Source organism: Kitasatospora sp. NPDC004614 (genome assembly GCF_042873675.1).
Lineage (GTDB): Bacteria > Actinomycetota > Actinomycetes > Streptomycetales > Streptomycetaceae > Kitasatospora.
In genome coordinates, this window is record NZ_JBIALR010000012.1 from 24,547 (window position 1) to 44,693 (window position 20,147).

16 protein-coding genes are annotated in these 20,147 nt (G+C 74.8%); 8 read left to right on the top strand and 8 right to left on the bottom strand.

The window, feature by feature from the left end:
- Nucleotides 1–84: 84 nt before the first annotated feature.
- Both fabG and ACFYST_RS23440 read left to right on the top strand, forming a co-directional pair.
- A complete protein-coding gene (fabG, locus tag ACFYST_RS23435; RefSeq protein ID WP_387865175.1) occupies nt 85–831 on the top strand; it encodes a 3-oxoacyl-[acyl-carrier-protein] reductase in 747 nt (248 codons plus the stop codon).
- The gene (locus ACFYST_RS23440) at nt 828–1,583 is read left to right on the top strand and encodes a 4'-phosphopantetheinyl transferase family protein (protein ID WP_387638301.1); all 756 of its coding nucleotides are present in this window, start codon (nt 828–830) and stop codon (nt 1,581–1,583) included. Before fabG ends, ACFYST_RS23440 begins: the two co-directional genes overlap by 4 nt.
- Nucleotides 1,584–1,795: 212 nt before the next feature.
- Here ACFYST_RS23440 and ACFYST_RS23445 read toward each other — a convergent pair whose 3' ends face one another.
- The 8 genes from ACFYST_RS23445 to ACFYST_RS23480 form a co-directional block, all read right to left on the bottom strand.
- The gene (locus ACFYST_RS23445) at nt 1,796–2,395 is read right to left on the bottom strand and encodes an RNA polymerase sigma factor (RefSeq protein ID WP_387865178.1); all 600 of its coding nucleotides are present in this window, start codon (nt 2,393–2,395) and stop codon (nt 1,796–1,798) included.
- A gap of 107 nt (nt 2,396–2,502) precedes the next feature.
- Nucleotides 2,503–3,633, bottom strand: a complete 1,131-nt coding sequence (locus ACFYST_RS23450; protein WP_387865180.1) for a beta-ketoacyl synthase N-terminal-like domain-containing protein — start codon at nt 3,631–3,633, stop codon at nt 2,503–2,505.
- Nucleotides 3,630–4,916: a beta-ketoacyl-[acyl-carrier-protein] synthase family protein gene (locus tag ACFYST_RS23455; RefSeq protein ID WP_387865183.1), complete on the bottom strand. Its 1,287-nt coding sequence runs from the start codon at nt 4,914–4,916 to the stop codon at nt 3,630–3,632. The genes ACFYST_RS23450 and ACFYST_RS23455 overlap by 4 nt, the downstream gene beginning before the upstream one ends.
- Entirely contained in the window at nt 4,909–5,184 is a 276-nt protein-coding gene (locus ACFYST_RS23460) for an acyl carrier protein (RefSeq protein WP_387638291.1), read from the bottom strand. Before ACFYST_RS23460 ends, ACFYST_RS23455 begins: the two co-directional genes overlap by 8 nt.
- A gap of 52 nt (nt 5,185–5,236) precedes the next feature.
- Nucleotides 5,237–6,535 (bottom strand): FAD-dependent oxidoreductase, encoded by a 1,299-nt coding sequence (locus ACFYST_RS23465; protein ID WP_387638288.1) that lies wholly within the window; start codon nt 6,533–6,535, stop codon nt 5,237–5,239.
- Nucleotides 6,532–7,440, bottom strand: coding sequence for an alpha/beta fold hydrolase (locus tag ACFYST_RS23470; RefSeq protein WP_387638286.1), 909 nt, complete (start codon nt 7,438–7,440; stop codon nt 6,532–6,534). Before ACFYST_RS23470 ends, ACFYST_RS23465 begins: the two co-directional genes overlap by 4 nt.
- A gap of 387 nt (nt 7,441–7,827) precedes the next feature.
- On the bottom strand, nt 7,828–8,637 hold the full coding sequence (locus tag ACFYST_RS23475) for an ABC transporter permease (protein WP_387638284.1): 810 nt from the start codon (nt 8,635–8,637) through the stop codon (nt 7,828–7,830).
- Nucleotides 8,634–9,644, bottom strand: coding sequence for an ABC transporter ATP-binding protein (locus tag ACFYST_RS23480; protein WP_387865184.1), 1,011 nt, complete (start codon nt 9,642–9,644; stop codon nt 8,634–8,636). The genes ACFYST_RS23475 and ACFYST_RS23480 overlap by 4 nt, the downstream gene beginning before the upstream one ends.
- A gap of 273 nt (nt 9,645–9,917) precedes the next feature.
- Between ACFYST_RS23480 and ACFYST_RS23485 the strand changes: the two genes are divergently transcribed.
- From ACFYST_RS23485 to ACFYST_RS23510, 6 genes are all read left to right on the top strand, one after another.
- Nucleotides 9,918–10,064 carry a hypothetical protein gene (locus tag ACFYST_RS23485; protein ID WP_387638279.1) on the top strand — a complete coding sequence of 49 codons (147 nt, stop codon included), beginning with the start codon at nt 9,918–9,920 and terminating at the stop codon, nt 10,062–10,064.
- A gap of 99 nt (nt 10,065–10,163) precedes the next feature.
- On the top strand, nt 10,164–11,402 hold the full coding sequence (locus ACFYST_RS23490) for a cytochrome P450 (protein ID WP_387865186.1): 1,239 nt from the start codon (nt 10,164–10,166) through the stop codon (nt 11,400–11,402).
- Nucleotides 11,399–12,196: an HlyD family efflux transporter periplasmic adaptor subunit gene (locus tag ACFYST_RS23495; RefSeq protein WP_387865189.1), complete on the top strand. Its 798-nt coding sequence runs from the start codon at nt 11,399–11,401 to the stop codon at nt 12,194–12,196. Before ACFYST_RS23490 ends, ACFYST_RS23495 begins: the two co-directional genes overlap by 4 nt.
- Entirely contained in the window at nt 12,193–14,526 is a 2,334-nt protein-coding gene (locus tag ACFYST_RS23500; protein ID WP_387865191.1) for an ATP-binding cassette domain-containing protein, read from the top strand. Before ACFYST_RS23495 ends, ACFYST_RS23500 begins: the two co-directional genes overlap by 4 nt.
- The gene (locus ACFYST_RS23505; protein WP_387865193.1) at nt 14,523–16,772 is read left to right on the top strand and encodes an ATP-binding cassette domain-containing protein; all 2,250 of its coding nucleotides are present in this window, start codon (nt 14,523–14,525) and stop codon (nt 16,770–16,772) included. Before ACFYST_RS23500 ends, ACFYST_RS23505 begins: the two co-directional genes overlap by 4 nt.
- Nucleotide 16,773: 1 nt before the next feature.
- Nucleotides 16,774–20,136 carry a DUF4135 domain-containing protein gene (locus ACFYST_RS23510; protein ID WP_387865196.1) on the top strand — a complete coding sequence of 1,121 codons (3,363 nt, stop codon included), beginning with the start codon at nt 16,774–16,776 and terminating at the stop codon, nt 20,134–20,136.
- The last annotated feature ends 11 nt before the right edge of the window (nt 20,137–20,147 follow it).

Sequence of the window (20,147 nt, forward strand, 5' to 3'; positions counted from 1 at the left end):
AAGCCTGTTGGGACAGGTATCCAGGGGCCGGTCCGGAGGCTCTGTACAGGTGTCGGGACCACAGCGAACAAGGAGAGAAGACCCATGACCGAGTCGGCACCCCGGACCGCGATCGTCACCGGTGGCAGCCGCGGCATAGGCCGGGCCGTCGCACTCCAACTGGCCGCGGAGGGCTACCACATCGCGTTCTGCGGCCGCCGGGAGTCCGCCGAGGCCGAGGAAACCGCCGAACTGATCCGCGCGCACGGCGTGCGGTGCCTGCCGGCCGCCCTCGACGTCGCCGACTACCAGGCCGTCGACACCTTCGTGAAACGCGCCGAGGAGGAACTCGGGCCGGTCCACGCCCTGATCAACTCGGCCGGCATCGTCAAGGACAACGCCCTGGTGATGATGCCGCTGGCCGACTGGCACGCGGTGATCGACACCAACCTGACCGGCACCTTCAACTTCTGCCGCGCGGTGGGCTTCCACATGCTCAAGCGCCGCACCGGCACGGTCGTCAACATCTCCTCGGTGGCCGGCGTCTACGGCCACGCCACCCAGGCCAACTACGCCGCCTCCAAGGCCGGCGTGCACGGCCTGAGCCGCACCTTCGCCAAGGAGATGGCCCGCTACGGGATCCGGGTCAACGTGGTGGCGCCCGGCTTCATCGAGACCGACATGACCGACGCGCTCTCCGACCGGGCCCGCGCGCAGGCGCTGTCCATCGTCCCGATGAAGCGTTTCGGCAGCGCCCAGGAGGTCGCCGAACTCACCGCCTTCCTGGTCTCCGAACGCGCCGGGTACATCACCGGCCAGGTGTTCCAGGTGGACGGCGGCGTCGCGCTGTGAGACCCGACCCCCGCCCCCAACCGCAGCAGTGGGACGGCGTCGACGTCTGGTGGATGGCCGTCCCGTCCCGGCCGGACGGGGACGCCGGGCGCCGCACCGAGGCCTGGGCGCTCGACCTGCTCGACCGGCAGCAACTGGCCCGCGCCGCCCGGCTCAAACAGGCCGAACGCCGGCACCGGTTCGTCTCCGCGCACGCCGGACTGCGCGTCCTGCTGGCCCGCTACCTGGACCGCGAACCCGACGCGGTGGCCCTGCACCGCGCCGCCTGCGGCCGCTGCGGCGGCGCGCACGGCAAGCCCTACGCGGAGGACGGCACCCTGCACTTCTCGATGTCGCACTCGGCGGACGGCGTGCTGTACGCCTTCGCCCGCCGACCGGTCGGCGTGGACCTGGAGACCGCGCCCGTCCGGCCCGGCACCGAGGAACGGCTGGCCGGCTACCTCCACCCGCTCGAACAGCACGACCTCGCCGCCCTGCCCGCCCACGAACGGGCCGCGGCGTTCCTGCGCTGCTGGGTGCGCAAGGAGGCGTACCTGAAGGGCATCGGCGTGGGCATCGCGCACGGCGTCGACGGCGTCCGGGTCGGGCTCGGCGCCCGGCCCGGCCGGCCCGGCGCCCGCTCCGAGGGCGAGGACGGCTGGCACCTGCTCGACCTGAACGTTCCGACCGGCTTCGTGGCGGCGGTGGCGTTCCCGGGAGCGGCCCCCCGGGTCCGCAGCCGGGTGCTGCCACTGCTGCGGGCCCTGGCGTGACCACTGTGCACAACGACCAGGGCCGGTTACGGTGCGGAGGAGATCCGCGCCGTGACCGGCCCGTTCTGGCAGAGGAGGCGGTTTTCCCGTGGACGACGAGATCCTGGCGATCCTGGTGCGCGAGGCGCTGGCGGACGAACCCCCGGCCGCCCTGGTCGACCTGGTGGCCTCCTGGCCCCCGCCGGTCGCCCCGGCCGAGGCGGACTGACGGCTCAGCGGCGTTCCGCCCCGCGGGCGGCCTCAAGCTCCTCGGCGAGGCGGCGCAGCGCCCGGCCGCGCAGCGGGCCGACCGAGCCCCGGGCCACGCCCAGCACCCGGCTGATCTCGTCGTACCCCGGCGCCGGGTCGGCGCTCAGCAGGGTCAGCAGGGCCTGGTCGCGGGCCGGGAGCCGGCGCAGCGCGGTCAGCACCTCGGTGCGGCGTTCGTCGAGGAGCAGCGCGTGGTCCGGCGCTTCGGACTGGTCCGCGGCGGCGGCGCCGCGTTCGAACTCGGTGCTGTCGCCGATCGGCAGGTAGCGGCCGGTCCGGGAGACCTGCTTGAGGCTCTCGCGGCGGGCGCAGGTGGTCAGCCAGTCGGGGAACCGGTGGGGTTCGCGCAGGTTCGCCAGGTGCTGGTACACCCTCAGCCAGGTGAGCTGGTAGACCTCCTCGCAGTCCGCCGAGGACAGGCGGTGCGAACGGGCGATCTTCCAGACCAGCGCGGAGTACCGCTCGACCAGCGCCCGCCAGGCCGGCTGCGCGCCGGCCAGGCAGTCGCGCACGAGCTCGGCCGTACCGAGGTCGGCGGTCACGGTGGGCTGTCCGACGGACATGGGTCTCGCCTCCTGTTCCGGTGAGTTGGGGAGAAGAAGTCATCGGCGGCACCCCGGGGCCGCCGTCGCCTGCCGGGGTGCGGCGGCGGCGGCCCCGGGCCGTACGGTCAGCGCCGCAGCACCAGGCAGCCGACCTGGCCGTCGGGGGACAGCGAGGTGACCAGCGCGACGCTGCCCGCCGGGGCCTGCTCGCGCTCCCAGACCGCGAGCACCGCGGCGATCTGCACCGCGCCGCCGGCGCTGAAGCTCTCGCCCAGCACCCGCTTGGCCCGCAGCACCCGCTCCGGCAGGGCGCCGAGGACGCGGGCCACGGCCCGTTCCTCGATCCGCTCCAGGCCGCTCTGGCCGCTCGCGCCCAGCGAGAGCGCGCCGACCTCGGCCGGGGTGACGCCGCTGCGCTCCAGGGCCGCCCCGACCACCCGGGCGAGGGCCGCCGACAGGCCGCCGGAGGCCACGTCCGTCCCGCCGAAGCCGACCTCGCAGGCCAGTGCCTGGGCCAGCGTCCGGCGGCCGGACTCCCGTGCGGCGTCCGCCGGTTCGAGCAGCAGCAGGGCCGCCGCCTCGCCGACCGCGGCGCCCGGGGCGAGGGCCCCGGAGCGGTGCCAGCCCCAGGCGCTCTGCGCGCAGAACTCCTCGACGCCGCCGACCAGCAGCCGGTCCGCGTGGCCCTGGCGCAGCGCGTTGCGGGCGTACTTGACGGCCTGCAGGCCCGACAGGTGCCCGCCGGCCAGGGTGGCGTTCACCCCGTGCAGGCCGTGCCGGATGGCGACCTGCCCGGCGGCGCAGTTCATCACCGTGTTCGGGAACAGGCCCGGGTTCACCAGGTAGGGCTTCTCCAGTTCGAGCGTCTCCCGCGAGTACTCGCTGGAGCTGCGGATCGAACCGGTGCTGGTGCCGAGCACCACGCCGCTGCGGGCGGTGGTGACCGGGCCGGACTCCGGGGTGCCCGCCGCGGCGACGTCCAGGGCGAGCCGGGTGGCGATCAGCGCCAGCTTGGTGGTGCGGTCGAGCTGGCGGTTGCCCTTCTTGCCGAGGAGTTCGGCGACCGGCAGTTCCGGCGCCACCCGGACCGGCCGCGGCGGCAGCGTCTCGGCGGTCACGTCCGCCGGGTCGCCGCCCGCCACCGGGGCGCCCGCCAGGGCCGCGCCGAGCGCGTCCAGGCCGAGCCCGGCGGGGGTGACCACGCCGGCCGCGGTGATCGCCAGCGGTTCGACGGCGACAGCCGTTGCCGTGGTCATGCGACCCTCCCGAAGACGGTGATGGCGTTGTTGCCGCCGAAGGCGAAGCCGTGGTTCTGGACGATCCGCGGCGAGGCCGGCCGGGCGGTGTTCGGGACGGGGTCGACGCCGGGGCCGAGGGCCGGGTCCACCTGCCGCAGGTTCGCGGTCGGCGGCAGGAAGCCCTCGTGCACCGCCATGCAGCAGATCAGCGCGCCGAAGCCGCTGGCCGCGCCCATGGTGTGGCCGATCATCGACTTCAGGGAGCTGATCGGCGGCAGCCGGTCGCCGAACACCTCGCGGACGGCGGCCACCTCGGTGGAGTCGTTGGTGCGGGTGCCGGTGCCGTGGGCGCAGACGTAGTCGACCTCCTCGGGGGAGACGCCCGCGCTGCGCTGCGCGGCCCGGATGCAGGCGGCGATGCTGATCGGGTCCGGGTGCACCATGTGCTCGGCGTCGCAGTTGACGCTGTAGCCGAGCATCTCGGCGTAGATCCGGGCGCCGCGGGCCACCGCGTGGTCGTAGCGCTCCAGCAGCAGCGCGACGCCGCCCTCGGCGGTGAGGATGCCGGCCCGGTCCGCGTCGAACGGCCGGGACACCTCCTCGGCGAGCGCGCCGAGCCGGTAGAAACCGGCGTGCGCCCAGCGGTTCACCGAGTCGGCGCCGCCCGCGATCATGTAGTCGGCCTCGCCCGAGGAGACCTGGTCGAAGGCGTAGCCGAGCGCGTAGTTGCTGGCCGAGCAGGCCGTCGCCAGGGTCAACGCCTCGCCGGTCAGGCCGAGTTCGGTGTTGACGGCGGCGGCGATCCGCTGGGCCGGGGCGGCGGCGACGGTGCCCGGGGTGAGCGACTTCAACTCGCCGGACACCCACTCGCCGACCAGCTGCTCGATCACCGCGGACTCGCCGCTGGTGGTGCCGATCACCGAGCCGGCCCGCGCGGCGGCGAGCTGCTCGGCGGTCAATCCGGCGTCCTCGACCGCCATCCGGGCCGCCGAGGCGGCGAACTGGCCGCTGCGGCCCCAGACTTCGGGGTCGATCCGGCGCAGCCACTGCTTCGGGTCGAAGTCGTGCACCTCACCGGCGTGGACGTGCGGGAAGCCGGTGGTGTCGAAGCTGCGGATCTCCGAGGTGGTGCGGCGTCCGGCCCGGACCGACTCGGTGAAGGCGGTGACGCCCAGGCCGGCGCTGCTGACCGCGCCGAGCCCGGTGACCACGACCCGCTGGTGGTCGGGGCGGTTGCGGGTGGGCTGCTCGCGGGTGGGCTGCTCGCGGATGGGCTGCTTGCGGGTGGTCTGCTCAGGCATCGCCGCCGCCGACCTGGTGACGGGCGACGATCACGTAGACGTTCTCCAGGCTGGTCAGCTCGACCAGGTCGTCCTGCGGGATGGCCACGCCGAGGTCGCGCTCGATCCGGGCGAGGATCTCGATGGCGAGCAGCGAGTCGGCGCCGTGGTCGTCCACGAAGTGGCTGGAGAGGGTCAGTTCCTCGGGCTCCAGCTCCAGGACGTCGAGGACGATCTCGCGGATCAGCTCGGCCTGGGCGTCGGTCAGGGTGGTGGTGGGCGTGCTCATGACGGTGTCCTCTTCCGGGTTCGTGGCGGTGGGTTCGGGGTGGGCGGGGCCGTCAGGCCGTCGGGGTGAGCCGGGCCGGGTCCGGCCGGCGGCTCGCCGGGGCGGGGGGCTTCTCGCCCAGGTGCCGCAGGTTGACCAGCAGGGCGCGGAACATCGCCGGGACGGACAGGAACTTCAGCGGGCCGATCAGCCGGGACGCGAACAGGTGCATGTGCCGGGCGGTCACCGCGTCCCGGGCCGCGCCCGCGAACATCAGCCGCTCGAACGGGTTGAACGCCCGGCCGCTCGCGTAGTCCGAGATCAGGTGCCGGTGACCGCCGAGCTGCTTGCGGTGCCGCTTGCCGTACGCCGCGACGGCCCGGTCCACGTCGCCGCCGGCGGCCAGCACCGGGCCGACCGCGTCGGCAAGCCAGGACGCCGACTCCAGCGCCCAGCCGCAGCCGACGCCCCACAGCGGGTCGCTGGCCATCGCCGCGTCACCGATCAGCGCCAGGCCCGGCGACGCCGGACGGCGGCTGAGCAGCGGGTAGTTGACGGTGCCGATGATCTTCGAGATGCGGGTGGCCCGGTCCACGTCGGGGGCGTCCGGCAGGTTCCGGACGAAGTCCAGGTAGGCGCCCTCCAGGTCCTTCTTGAACTCCGGCAGCTTCTTCCGGTCCGGGATCACCGCGACGACCGTCACGCCGTCGTCGTTCGGCATCGCGTACGCCACGTCCGGCTCCAGGAACCAGCACTGGGTGATGCCGCCGGCCAGCTCCAGGTTCTCGAAGTGCGCGAAGTAGCTGAACCGCTGGTTCTCCACGGTCTTCACCGGGATCCCGGCCAGCCGCGCGGTCGCCGAGTCCTTGCCGTCCGCGCCGACCACCAGCCGGGCCCGCAGCTCGAACTCCCGCTTGCCGTCGCTGACCCGGACGCCCGCGGTCCGGCCGCCCTCGTCCAGCACGCCGACCACGGTGTGGCCCAGCAGCAGGTCCACGCCCGGGGTGTCCGCCGCCGCCCTGCGGATCAGCGGGTCCAGGGTCTGCCGGCGCATGTTGTACGCGTACGGCAGCTCCTTGCCGTCCGGGCCCGGGCTCGGGTGGATCCAGCCCCAACGGGTCCACCAGCGCGCCTCGTTGCGTATCGCACCGGCCGACTTCAGGGTCTCGATCAGGCCCAGCCGCTCCAGCACCGGGAAGGCGTTGGGCTGCAGGTAGTGGGTGCAGAGCACCTTGTACGCCGACATGTCGGAACGCCGTTCCAGCAGCGCCACCCGGGCGCCCTGCCGGGCCAGCAGCACCGCCGCCGCACAGCCGGCGACGCTGGCGCCGCTGATCACCACGTCGTACTTCTGCTCGGTCGCGAGTGTCATGCGCTGATCGCCTCCTCGATGCGGATCCGTTCGGTGGTGGGGTCGGTGAGCCGGTCGCCCTCGAAGCCGATGCCGAGACAGCCCAGGAAGGTCAGCACCTCGGCGGCGACCTCCTCGGCCTGCTCGACCTGGCAGAAGTGGCTCAGCCGATTGCTCTGATGAACCGTCAGATCACTGATCCGGGACCGGAGTTCACGGACCGCGGCGGGGGGCGCCGACATGTCCTTGGTGCCGCTGATCAACTGCACCGGCACGGTGATCCGGTCCAGCGTGAGGCCGGGGATGCGGGCGAGCATCGCGTAGAACTGCAGGAAGCCGTGCGGCTCGACCCGGTCCCGGATCCTGCGCTGCATCAGCTCCAGCAGCTCTGCGTCCAGCCGCTGCGCCCGCGGGCCCAGCTGCACCGACATGCCCTCGGTCAGCACCCGGCGGAAACGGGTCACCGCCTCGGTGAAGTACTCCGGGTCCACCGCGCGGTCGTGCGGCCGGTAGACCGGCGCGACCAGCACCGCCGGCGCCTTCACCGCCGGGACGTCCCGGGCCAGCAGCTCCAGCAGCGAACTGGCGCCGAACGAGTGCGCCACCAGCGCGGTGGCCGGCTCCTCCAGCAGCTCCAGCGCCCGCTCCAGCCAGACCGCGGAACTGCCGTGCTCGGTCCACGCGTAGCTGGAACCGGCCCGCCAGGGCAGGTCCAGCGCGCTGAGTCGCAGGCCCGGCGGGATCAGCGCGGCGAGCCGCAGCCAGGTGTCCCAGTTCTCCTCGAAACCGTGCGCCAGCACCACGTGCGGGGCGTCGTCGGGGGCGCCGGGGCGCTCCCAGATCCGCAGCGACTCGCCGCCGATGATGTGGTCGGCCGACAGTGCCCAAGGTCTGTGGCGGGGGGATCCCCGCCGCGTTGCATACACGTCCCATCACTCCTCGGCATCGTGATGATGAAGGTCCGCCGGGAGTCGGGCGGGGGACCCGGCCTCCCGGCGCCTCCACTGTCTGCCGAGGGGCCCGGGGCTGAGGAGGTGCTCCGGCCACCGTTTCCCGGCGGCGCGCGGTAGGGGGCGCACACCGGGGGCAGGGCGGCGCAGGGCAGGGCCCGGGGTGGGCCCTTGTGCGCGGGTCGGGGGCAGGTGTGGTCCGGCCACCGGCCACCGGCCCGCGGTCGCGCGGGTATGCCGACGGCCCGCCGCGTCCGGAACTCCCGTACGGCGGCGGGCAGTTCGCGGCGGGGCGGGCCGGGCAGTTCGCGGCGGGGCGGGTCGGTCGGTTGGTCGGGCCGGTCGGGTCGGGGAGGGGCGGGGTCAGCCGCGGCGGGGCTCCCAGCGCAGCAGGCGGCGGGAGAGTGCGAACGACGCGGCCAGCCAGGCGGCCAGCAGCAGCAGCGACGGGGCGGCGGACGTCCAGCCGTGCAGCAGGTCCAGTTCGCGCAGCGGGCCGCCGGACCAGCTCTCCGCGCCGAACTCGCGGCCGAACCAGGCGGTGCGCAGCCCGCGGACCACCGGCGACAGCGGCAGCGCGCCCGCCGGGCCGTGCAGCCAGTCGGGCAGCGCGGAGATCGGGGTGAACACGCCCGCCCCGAACATGCACAGCACCAGCACGGGGGTGGCCACCAGCGGCGCCGTCTCGGTGGTCGGGGTCAGCCCGGAGAGCGCCACTGCCAGCACCGAGAACAGCAGGTAGCCGCCGAGCAGGGTGAGCAGCAGCAGCGCCGGATCGGCCGGCAGTGGCGCACCGAACCAGCCCACCGCGACGCCCCCCAGCACCAGCGCCTGGATCAGCACCACCACCGCGCCCGCGCCCAACTGCCCGGCGAGGACGGCACTTGGCGGGCACTCGGTGCCGCGCAGCCGCTTGAGCACCAGCTCCTCGCGGCGCGCCACCACGCTGCTCAGCAGGTTGACGAACGAGGTGACCAGCGCCAGCCCGAGCAGCCCGACCGCCACGTACCCGGCGGCGTTCACCCCGCCGATCCACTTGCCGCGCAGCGGCGCCGCGATCAGCAGGTTGAGCAGCACCGGCAGCAGGAACCCGATGAAGGTGGAGCGCCGGTTGCGCCAGAACACCTTCCAGGACAGGCCGAACTGACCCTTGGCGTACGCGAACCAGCTCATCGGGACGCTCCCTCGGCGACGGCGTGGTGGTGGGCGGCGTGGTGCTGGCCGGCGGCGTGGCGCTGGCTGGCGTGGTGGTGGTGGTCGGCGCGGTGGTGGTCGGCCATGGCGAGGAAGACGTCCTCCAGCGAGCTGGAGCGCACCTCCAGGCCGTCGAGCTCGATGCCCTGGGCGGCCGACCAGGCGTGCAGCGCGGCCAGCGCGGGCGCCGAGCGGGGCACCCGGTACACCGCCCGTCCGTCCGTCAACGACGGTGCGGAGCCGAGCAGTTCGGGGAGCGCGGCGAGCGGGCGGCCGGGCGGCAGCGGCAGCGTGATCAGGTCGCCGCGGCCGGACAGCACCTCGTCGACGGTGCCCGCGGCGGCGATCACGCCGCCGTCCATGATGGCCACCCGGTCGGCCAACTGCTGGGCCTCCTCCAGGTAGTGGGTGGTCAGCACCACGGTGGTGCCGGCCGCCCGTAGTTCCTCGACCAGCTGCCAGGTGGTGCGGCGGGCCTCCGGGTCCATGCCGGTGGTGGGCTCGTCCAGGAACAGCAGCTCGGGGTCGTTCAGCACCGCCAGCGCCAGGTCCAGCCGGCGGCGCTCGCCGCCGGACAGCTGGCCGACCCGGGTGCCGGCCTTCGGCTCCAGCGCCACCCGGGCCAGTACCTCGGCGGTGGGCCGGGCCCGGCTGGTGAAGGTGCGCCAGCAGTCGACGGTCTCCTTGACCGTCAACTCCTGGAAGAACCCGCCCTCCTGGAGCATCGTGCCGGTCCGCCGGCGCACCCGGGCGCCCGCCGTGAACGGGTCCAGGCCGAACACCCGGACGGTCCCGGAGGTCGGCGGGTGGTAGCCCTCCAGCACCTCCAGGGTGGTGGTCTTGCCCGCGCCGTTGGTGCCGAGCAGAGCGAACAGCTCACCGCGGGCGATGGTGAAGGAAATGCCGCGCACCGCCTGGTATTCGCCGTAGCTGCGCCACAGATCCACTACCTCCACGGCCGGGGAATTCTCGGAAAGAGGTGTCATGACTGCAGCGTGACGGGTGCGCGCGGTTATCTGCAAGTAGCGCATCGTCGCAGGTCGGAGTATGTGCAAAATGTCATCCAGGGCGGTGACATTTGCGCTCCCGGGAATCTGACATCTCCTACTGCACAGGCTTTCGCGGCCCGGCCATAGTTGAGACATCGCCGAGAGCGGAACCGGAGAAAAGCGAAACAGGGAAAGCGAAAGGCGGCAAAAGAAAACCGAGGCGACCGACCCGAGAAGCGGGCCGGCGCCGCGAAACAGAGGGAGATTCCCATGGCGCAGAACGAGATCGAGAAGGACGAGCAGTTCGACATCGAGGTCGAGGAGCTGGACACGGTCAGCGGCGGCGCGGCCTCCTCGCTGATGTGCATGGCCTGCCCGGTGTCCTGCTTCAGCTCGGTGGTGCTCGAGTCCGAGTAATTCGGGATCTGTGCGGGGGTGGTCCGCCCCGGCGGCCCACCCCCGCACCCACCCGGCCCAACCCCGTTGCCCCACCGTCGGATTGAAGGAGAGCCGGGCATGGACAGCCTCCGGCACGAGCTGATGCGGTTCATCCAGGAGCCCGCCGCTCAGCAGGACCCACCCGCGCTCTACCGCAGGCTGCTGGCCGAGGCGCCCGTCCTGGACCTCGGCCCGGCGTACGTGGTCTCCGGGCACCAGGAGATCCTCGCCGTCCTGATGAACCCCGGCACCAACGTCGACCCGACCAGCGTCGGACTGCCCCGGGCGGGTAACACCGCGCTGATCAAGGTGATCGACCGGATGCTGCCGATGCGCGACGGCGCCGACCACACCCGGCTCAAGCGGCTCGCCACCGCCGCGTTCAGCCACCGCCGGCTGGAGCAGATCCGCGAGCGGATCGAGACCACCGCCGCCCGGCTGCTCGCCCCGCTGATCGACGCCGGCTCCTTCGACCTGGTCGCCGACCTCGCCGTGCCGCTGCCGGTGGCGGTCTCCTGCGCCATCCTGGACATCCCCGACGCCGAGCACGACCGGATCACCGGCTGGGCCGCGCTGATCACCCGCTCCTTCCTCGACCCGTTCGGGGCCGGGCCGGGGGCCGCCGAGCTGGACGCCGAGTTCGCCGAGTTCCGCGCCTACGTCGAGGAGTTGTGCGCCGAGCGGGCCGCCAGGCCCGGGGACGACCTGATCTCCCGGCTGACCGTCGCCCGCGACCAGGGCAGGATCGACACCGAGGAACTGCTCGCCTTCGTGGTGATGCTGCTGGCCAACGGCCTGGAGACGCTCACCGCCGGACTGGCCGTCGCCGCCTGGGAGTTGATCCGCACCCCCGGCCTGGCGGAGCGCGTCCGCACCGAACCCGCCTTCGCCGCCGCCGTGTTTGACGAGGCTCAGCGCCTCGGCAGCCCCGTCCGGGCCAGCGCCCGGGCGCTGACCCGCGAGATCGCCCTCGGCGGCAGCGTGATCCCGGCCGGCCGGGTCGCCGTGCTGCTGTACGCCGCCGCCAACCGCGACCCGCGGCGCTTCACCGACCCCGACCGCTTCGACCCCGACCGCGCCGAGCGCCAGCACCTCGCGTTCGGCCACGGACCGCACCACTGCCTCGGCGCCCCGCTCTCCCTGATCGCCGGCGCGGCCGTTCTGCGTGGACTCGCCGAGGCCGACCTGGCAAGGGAGTTGAGCACCCCGCTGACCGACGCCACCGCCCGCCGCCACGAACAGTTCGCCTTCGGCGGCATCCGCGAACTGCCGGTCGAGTGCCCGCTGCGCGAGCCCGCGCTGGGGGTGGCGGCATGAGCACCGCAACGGAACCCCAGGACACCGCGGCCACCGAGCGCTCGCAGGCCGCCGTCGCCGCCGCGCGGGCCGCCGCCGTGCTGGAACCCGGACTCGACCAGCCGGTGCGGCTGGTCGGCGCGCGGCTCCGGCTGGCCGGCATCGCGCTGGCGCTGGCCGTCGGCGCGGGCGCGGGCTGGGCGGTGTGGGGCAGCCTGCCGAACGCCATGACGGTGCACGCCGTCCTCGCGCACGGCACCGCGCCGGTGCGGGTCTCCGCGCCGCACGACGGCAGCGTGGCCGCGTTCCTGGTCCGCCCGGGCCAGCCGGTGACGGCCGGACAGGCGCTGGCGCGGCTGGCCGGCCCGGACGGCACCACCGAACTGACGGCCCCCGCCGCCGGCACGGTCAGCGCCCTGCTCGCCGCGCCCGGCGCCCAACTCGCCACCGGCGCACCGGTGCTGGCCCTGGATCCGGCCGACGCGCCGGCCACCGTCCGGCTGCTGTTCGACAACCCGAAGGACGCCGCGAAGCTCACCCCCGGCCGGCCCGTCCTGGTGCCGGTGCCCGGCGGGGGAGCGGTGCAGGCGGTCGTCGACCGGATCGACCCGCTGCCCGTCCGCGCCGACACCCTCGACGGCACCCTGCCCGTCGCCGTCCCCGGCCTGCCCACCGGCTCCGCCCCCGTCTGGGTGGCGTACGCCCGCCTGCCCCAGGACGTCCCGCTGGCCGGCCCGCTGGCCGTGGACGTCCGGGTCGACCTCGGCAGCCGCCATCCGTACCAGGCCGTGTTCGGGAAGGAGGCCACCCGATGAAGCCCACCGCGGTCAGGACCGTGGAGCCGCCCGCGGCGGCCGAACGCGAGACCACCAGCGGCCCCGCGCCCGCACCGAAGCCCGGTCGGACGTCAACCGCCAAGCGGCGCAAGCACATTCGCACGCCCGTGGTGCCGCAGATGGAGGAACAGGACTGCGGCCCCGCGTGCCTGGCAGTGGTGCTGGGCGCGTTCGGGCGACGGGTGACGCTGCACGAGGCGTCGCGCGCCTGCGGGGTCAGCCGGGACGGGGTGAGCGCGGCGTCGGTGGCGCGCGCCGCCGGACGGTACGGGCTGACGACCCGGGGGCACCGGGTGGTGCGCGGGGACGACCGGCTGGCGGGGCTCGGCGCGGTGCCGGTGCCGTCGATGGTGCTGATGACCGGCCCGCACTACGCGGTGTTCGAGGGCATCAAGCGCGGCCGGGTGTACGTCAACGACCCGTCGCTGGGCTCCTACTCGGCCACCCCGGCGGAGTTCTGGGCCACCTTCGCGGGTATCGCCGTCGGCTTCGAGCCCGGCCCGGACTTCGAACCCGGCGGACGCCGCTTCCCGCTGCTGCGCGCCCTCGCCGCCCGCATGCGGCCGTACGCCTGGCCGCTGCTGGTCGCGGTGCTGGTCGGCATGGTGACGACGGTGCCGGGCGTGGGCGGCGCGTTCCTGCTGCGTACCTACCTGGCCGCCGTGGTCAACGGCGGCGCGGACGGCTGGGCGGTGCCGCTGACCGCGGCCGGCCTGTCCGTCGCGGGGCTGGTGCTGGCCGGGAACTGGCTGCGCTCGGCGATGGTCAACCGGGTGCTGGAGGCGATGGCCGCGAGCTCGTCCGCCGCCTTCCTGTGGCGGATGCTGCGGCTGCCCGGCGCGTTCTTCCACCGGCGGCAGCTCGGCGGACTGGTCACCCGGGTGCAGCTCAACGACGGCCTGGCGAACCTGCTGTCCTACCGGCTCGCCGGCGCCGCGTCCTCGCTGGCCTCCGCCGCCGTGCACCTGACGGCACTGGTCTGGCTGGCCCCGAAACTCGCCGCGATCCCGGTCGCCGTCGCGGTGCTGGACACCCTCGCGCTGCGCTCCGCCGACCGGCGGCGCGGCGGCCTGATCCACCGGCTGCACGGCGAGAACCACAAGCGCGACGGGGTGGCGTTCGCCGGGGTGTCGGCGATCGAGACGGTCAAGGCGGAGGGTGCCGAGGACGCGCTGTTCCGCTCCTGGGCGGGCTGGCAGGCCCGCGCCGCGCACACCGGCCAGCGGGTCTCCGACGCCGTCCTGGTGCCGCTCTCGCTGCCCGGCGCGCTCAACTCGGCCGCCGCCGCCGTCACACTCGTCGCCGGCACGGTGCTGCTGCTGGCCGGCTCGCTCTCCTTCGGCACCCTGCTGGCGTTCCTGCTGCTGCTCAACGGCTTCCTCCTGCCGGTCTCCCAACTGGTCGGCACCGGAGCCGAGTTCACCATCGCCAGGGCGCAGAACGCACTGCTGGAGGACATCTCGACCAGCGAGGTCGACCCGTACCTCGCGCCGGTGCTCGACAGCCCCGCCGAACCCGTCCGGCTGCGCGGCGAACTCGAGCTGCGCGACCTGGAGTTCGGCTACGACCCGAACCGGCCGCCCGCACTCTCCGGCATCTCGCTGCGGATCACCCCCGGCGAGTGGGTCGCCGTGGTCGGCGCCTCCGGCAGCGGCAAGTCCACGCTGGCCCGGCTGGCGGCGGGCGTACTGCGCCCCTGGAAGGGCGCGGTGCTGCTCGACGGGCGCCCCCGCGACGAGTGGCACCGGGGCATCGTCACCGGCCAGATCGCCTACGTGGAACAGCAGTTGAGGCTCTTCGAAGGCACCGTCCGGGAGAACCTGACGCTCTGGGACCCGGCCGCCGACGAGGACGCCCTGCACCGGGCCCTCGCCGACGCCGAGGCCGCCGACCTGGTCCGCCGCCGCGGCGGACTGGACGCCCCGATCGACGAGGACGCCCGCAACTGGTCCGGCGGCGAACGCCAACGCCTGGAACTGGCCCGCGCGTTGGCCCTCGACCCGGCCCTGGTGGTGCTCGACGAGGCGACCAGCGCACTCGACGCGCACACCGAGGCAGCCGTCAACGAGCACCTGCGCCGGCGCGGCGTCGGCTGCCTGCTGCTGGCCCACCGGATCAGCACCATCCAGGCCGCCGACCGCGTCGTGGTGCTCGCCGGGGGCCGCATCGTCCAGCAGGGGCCGCCCGCAGAACTCGCCGAACAGGACGGCCCGTACCGGGAGTTGCTGCGCGAGGCCGAAGCGGACGACACCGCCGAGACCACCGACACCACCGAGAACCGCCCCGCCCGAACGGAGGAGCAGGCATGAGCACCGCCACCGCCGCCCCCCGGGGCGGGACACAGACCGCCGCGGCGGACACCGAGCGCGACCCGGCGACCCGGGCCGACGCCACCGCGGCCGCCAACCGGACCGCACTCGCGGACGCGTTGGCCGCACTGGGAACCGCCGCCACCACCCGTCCGCACACCGTCCCGCGCCGCGGCGAGAGTTCGTCGTTCGCGCCGCGCCACCGCGCGGACCAGGCGCGGGACGTGCTGCGGGCGCTGGGGGTGGACGTTCCCGAGGAGATCCCCGCCGTCGTGCGGGACGCCGCCGATCCGGTCACCGCGCTGCTGCGCCGGGCCGGGGTGCGCTGGCGTCCCGTCACGCTGGACGGCGGGGACGAACGCGGCACGGCCGGTCCGATGGTGGCGTTCGCCGCCGAGGACGGCCGGCCGATCGCCCTGATTCCCCGGGCCGGACGGCACCGCCGTCTCGACCCGGCCTCCGAACGCCCCAAGAGGCGTCCGGAGTTGAGCCGCCAGGCGCTGCTGCTGTACCCGCCGCTGCCACCGGGGCGCCCGACCCCGGCAGTCCTGCTGCGCTTCGTGCTCGCCGTGCCCGGTGCCCGCCGGGACGTGGCGGTGCTGGGCGTGGCGGGACTGGTGTCGGCGCTGCTCGGCCTGCTCGTCCCGCTGTCCACCGGAGTGCTGCTGCCCGGCCTGCTGCTGGCCGATCGGCACCCGGTGCGCTGGCTGGCCGTGCTGCTGGGCTCCGCGGTGGTGGCGTCCTGGCTGCTCACGCTGGTCCGCAACACCGCGGCCGTCCGGCTCACCAGCCGGGTGCAGAACGCGCTCGAACCCGCCGTCTGGGACCGGCTGCTGGCCCAGGACGCGCGGTTCTTCCGCGACTTCACCACGGGTGATCTGGTGCACCGGGCGAACGCGGTGGCGCAGGCCCGGCAGGTGCTCTCGGAGGGGCTGGTGGGCGCCGTGCTGGGCGCGGTGTTCGCCGTCACCGGCCTGACGGTGCTGCTGCTGGTGGACTGGCGGCTCGGCGGGCTGCTGCTGCTCGCCGTGCTGGCGGTGACGGCCGGGCTGCTGCTGCTCGGCCGTCACCGCCAGGAGCACGAGGCGCAGGTGTTCGCGGCCCACGGGCAGCTCCAAGGGGTGCTGTACAGGCTGCTGTTGGGCATCGACAAGATCCAGACCGCGGGCCGTGAGATCCAGGCGTTCGCTCGCTGGGCGGCCCCGTTCGCCGGGCAGAAGCGCGCCGACGCCGCCGCGATGCGTTTCGACGCGGTGGCCGGCGCGCTGACCACCGCCCTGCAGCCCCTGCTGCTGGCCGTGCTGCTGGCGGGGGCGACGTTCGGCCCGGGCGCCACGGCCGGGCACCTGATGGCGTCGGGTGTGGCGATCGGCCAGGTCGCGCTGGCGCTCGGCCAGGTCACCCACGCGGCGACCAGCGCGTACGGCATCGCCCCGGTGCTGGAGCGGCTGCGGCCGATCCTCGCCGAGCCGGCCGGCGCGGCCGCCGACCGGTCCGGCCGGCTCGCCGACCCGGGCCGCCTGAAGGGGCAACTCGCCCTGGACGACGTCACGTTCCGCTACCCGGGCCATGCCGCGCCGGCCCTCGACGGGGTGTCGCTGCGGGCCGAGCCGGGCGAGTTCGTCGCCGTGGTCGGCCCGTCCGGGGCGGGCAAGTCCACCCTGATCCGGCTGCTGCTCGGCTTCGAGCAGCCCGAGTCCGGGGCGGTCCGCTACGACGGCCGCGAACTCGCCACGCTGGACGCCCGGTTGGTGCGCCAGCAGCTCGGCTCGGTGCTCCAGCACGGCCGGATGCTGCGCGGCTCGCTGCTGGACAACCTGGCCGGCGCCGACCCCGACATCGACCAGGACCGGATCTGGCAGGCCGCCGAACTGGCGGGCATCGCCGAGGAGTTGCGGGCCCTGCCGATGGGCCTGGGCACCCGCGTCGGCGAGGACGCGCAGGGCTTCTCCGGCGGCCAGGTGCAGCGCCTGCTGCTGGCCCGCGCCCTGGTCCGCGACCCCGCCGTGCTGCTGCTCGACGAGGCCACCTCGGCCCTCGACAACACCACCCAGCAGCGGGTCGCCGACGCCGTCGCCGGACTCGACCGCACCCGCCTGGTGATCGCCCACCGACTGAGCACCATCCGCACCGCCGACCGGATCTACGTGCTGGACGGGGGCCGGGTGTCCGCCGAGGGCACCTACCGCGAACTGCTCGGCACCGACCCGCTGTTCACCCGCCTCGCCCGTTTCCAGGAGATGTGAGATGTCGCTCGAACTGCAGACCTGGCTCCGCACCGCCGGAAGTCCGGGCCCCGACACCCCCGTTGCCGCCCTGCTGCCCGAACTCCCCGGCGCCGACGCCAGGTTGAGGGAGGTGATCGCCGCCGCCGCGAGCTTCGACGAACGCGCCGCCGCCCGCGACGACGGGCAGGCGCTGTTCACCCCCGACCCGGCCGAGGACCGCCGCAGCCGCGCCGCCGCCGTCGAGACCTGGCTGAGCCGCGCGGCCGGCGACCGGCGCTCCGCCGGCGTGCTGCTGGAACACCTCGCCGAGACCGGCCGCCCGCTCGGCGAGGGCCTGCGCCGGGTCCGCCTCGCCGACCCGGAGAAGCTGCCCTCCTGGGCGCACGCGCTGGGCGCCTTCCTCCGCGCCCAGCCTGCCCAACCCGCCACCGCCCCGGGCGCGTTGACCGCCGGTTTTGCCGCCGCCGCCGACGCCCTGCTGCCCACCGGCCCCGGCGGCATCCTCGGCGTCCCGGTCACCGGCGCGGCCCGCGCCGACCTGGCGAAGACCCTGACCCGGCGGCTCACCGAAGCCTGCCACCTGACGTTCTGCCACGAGTTCCAGCTCGCCACCGGCCGTCCGCGCGCCACCGACTGGGACACCGAGGGCGGCCTCGACGCCTCCGCCACCGGCTGGCTGGCCCGCCTGGAGCGGCTGCCCGCCCTCGCCCACCTGGTGGGCACGGTCTGCCGGCAGTGGCAGGAGATGTACACCGAGCTGTTCGCCCGGCTCGCCGCCGACCGCGAGGAACTCGTCGAGAGGATGTGGCACGGCACCGACCCGGGCGCCCTGACCGCCGTCCGCGGCGACGCCGGCGACCGGCACGCCCAGGGCCGCTCGGTGGCGCTGCTGCACTTCGAGCACGGCGCCGGCGTGGTCTACAAGCCCAAGGACATGCGGCACGCCACCGCCTTCCTCGGCCTGGTCGAGCGCCTCAACTCCGAACTGTCGCTGGACCTTCCGCTGCGCACCGTGGTGCTCCGCTCGGACCGCGGCGACGACGGCCACGGAGCCTCGCTGAGCACCGACTGCTCCGGCGACTACGGCTGGGAGCAGCTGGTCCCGGCCCGCCCGTGCGCCGACCGGGAGGGCTTCGCCCGGTTCTACCGCCGGCTCGGCATGACGATCCGCCTGGTCCAGCTGCTGGAGGGCCGCGACCTGTGGGCGGACAACCTGCTCGCCGACGGCGAGCACCCGGTCCTGGTCGACCTGGAGTGCCTGCTGTACCCGCGGGTGCAGGACCCGCCGGCGCTGTCGGCCGCCCAGCACAGCCTGCTGGACGAGCTGGAGACCACCGTGGTGCGCACCTCGATGGCCTTCCTGTCCTGGACGCCCCCCGGCCACACCGAGGCCGTCGACATCGGCTGCCTGTCCCGGGTCGGCAGCCAGGAGAGCGCCCCCGGCGTGCCCGTCCTGCCGCTGCCCCCATACCGCCCGGTGCACGACGGGCGGCCCGCCGACCCGTGGCAGTACACCGACCAGGTGGTCGACGGCTACCGCGAGATGCACACCGTCCTGCACCGCCTGCGCGGCGAACTCGCCGACCCCGAGGGTCCGTTGAGCGGCTTCCGGGGGGTCTGGGTGCGCTACATCTGGCGGCACACCTGGGACGGGTACAAGATCCTCCGGGCCTCCACCAGCCCGCTCGCGCTGGACGACGGCGCGACCCGGGAGACCGTGATCGCCGGCGCGCTGCGCGGGGCCGTCGCCGCCCGGGCCGGGAAGGCCGCCCGCGGCGACCTGCTGGAGGTGGTGCTCGCCGAACTCGACTCCTTCCGTTCCTTCGACATCCCGTTCTTCCGCTCGCTGACCACCTCCTCCTCGGTGTTCACCGCCGACGGCCGGGAGATCCCCGGACACTTCCGGTCCACCGGCTGGAAGCGCCTCCAGCAGCGGATCGCCGAACTCGACGGCTTCGACCTGGACGCGCACGTCGCCATCCTGTCCGGCTGCGTGGACGCCGCCCGGGCCGGCACCGAACAGACCCCCGCCCGGGCCGGCACCGAACAGACCCCCGCCCGGGCCGGCACCGAACAGACCCCCGCCCGGGCCGGCACCGAACAGACCCCCGCCAGGCCCGCCCGCCCGACGCCGCACGCTGATCCGGCAAGATCGGCCGGACCGGCCCGCGCCGCCAAACCGCCCACCCCGGGCGAACTGCTGGCGCAGGCCACCGCGCTCGGCGACCGGATCCTCGCCGACCGGCGGTCCACCGGCTGGCTCGGCCAGAGCTGGTACCCGGGTACCGGCCTGCGGCAGATCGAGGCACTCGGCCCCGACCTGGTGTCCGGAACCCTCGGCATCGCCCTGCTGTTCGCCGAACTCTGGTCCGCCACCGGCGAACCGCGCTTCCACCGGGCCGCGCACGGCCTGCTGTCCGAGGCCGCCGCGGTGATCGACATCGAGGAGCCGCGGGCCTTCGTCTTCGCCTCCGACCCCCGGCTGGCGTCCGGCGCGCCCGTCCCCGGCGGCTTCGCCGGACCCGGCGCGATCATCCACGGGCTGGCCCGCGGCGGACTGCTGCTCGGCGAAGGCGAGTTCCTGGCTGCCGCGCAGGCCCTGGTCCCCGGCGCGCTCGGCGTCGCCGAGTCCGTCTCCGACCGGCCCGGCCGCCCGCGGACGGCCGCGCCCGCCGACGCCTCGCTCGGCACCGCCGGCCTGCTGCTCAACCTGCTCCGGCTGCGCCGCGCCGTCGGCAGCGGCCACCCCGACACCGACCGGGCGATCCGCGCCCTGGCCACCCGGGCGACCGGCCAACTCGATGACGAGGCACCGGCGTTCGACTTCCGGGAGCTGGTCCCTGGCGGCACCGACTCGATCGCCGCCGCACTCGCCCGCACCGTCGCCGAGGCCCCCGCGCTGCTCGCCGACCCCGAGGCCGTCCGGGCCCGGCTGCGCGAGCACCGCTTCGCCACCGGCACCCGGGCCGGCCGCCTGGCCTGCCTGGACACCGCAGTTTCGCTCGGCGCGGACGCCGTGGACGGCGCCGACCTGGCCGCGCTCGCCCCGCCCGTCACCGGCCCCGAACTGGCCGCGCTCTCCGGCCGGGCCCTGCTGTCCGCCGCCACCGAGGCGCTCACCGCCGCCGAGGCCGGCCTGATCCACACCCTTCCGGAAGGCGCCGAGGCGCTGCTGCCCGGCCCGTTCTACGACGGCCGGGAAGCCGCCGCCCTGATGGCCCGCGAACTGATCACCCGGCACCGCGTGCACGGCACCTGGTTCCCCGACCGGGCCATCGACGACACCGTCAACCTCGGCGCGCTGGACGGCACCGTCGCCGTCGGCCTGCTGCTCCTTCGCGTGCACGACACCTCCGCCGCCCCGCTCGCCACCCTGCGCTGACCGCGCCACCG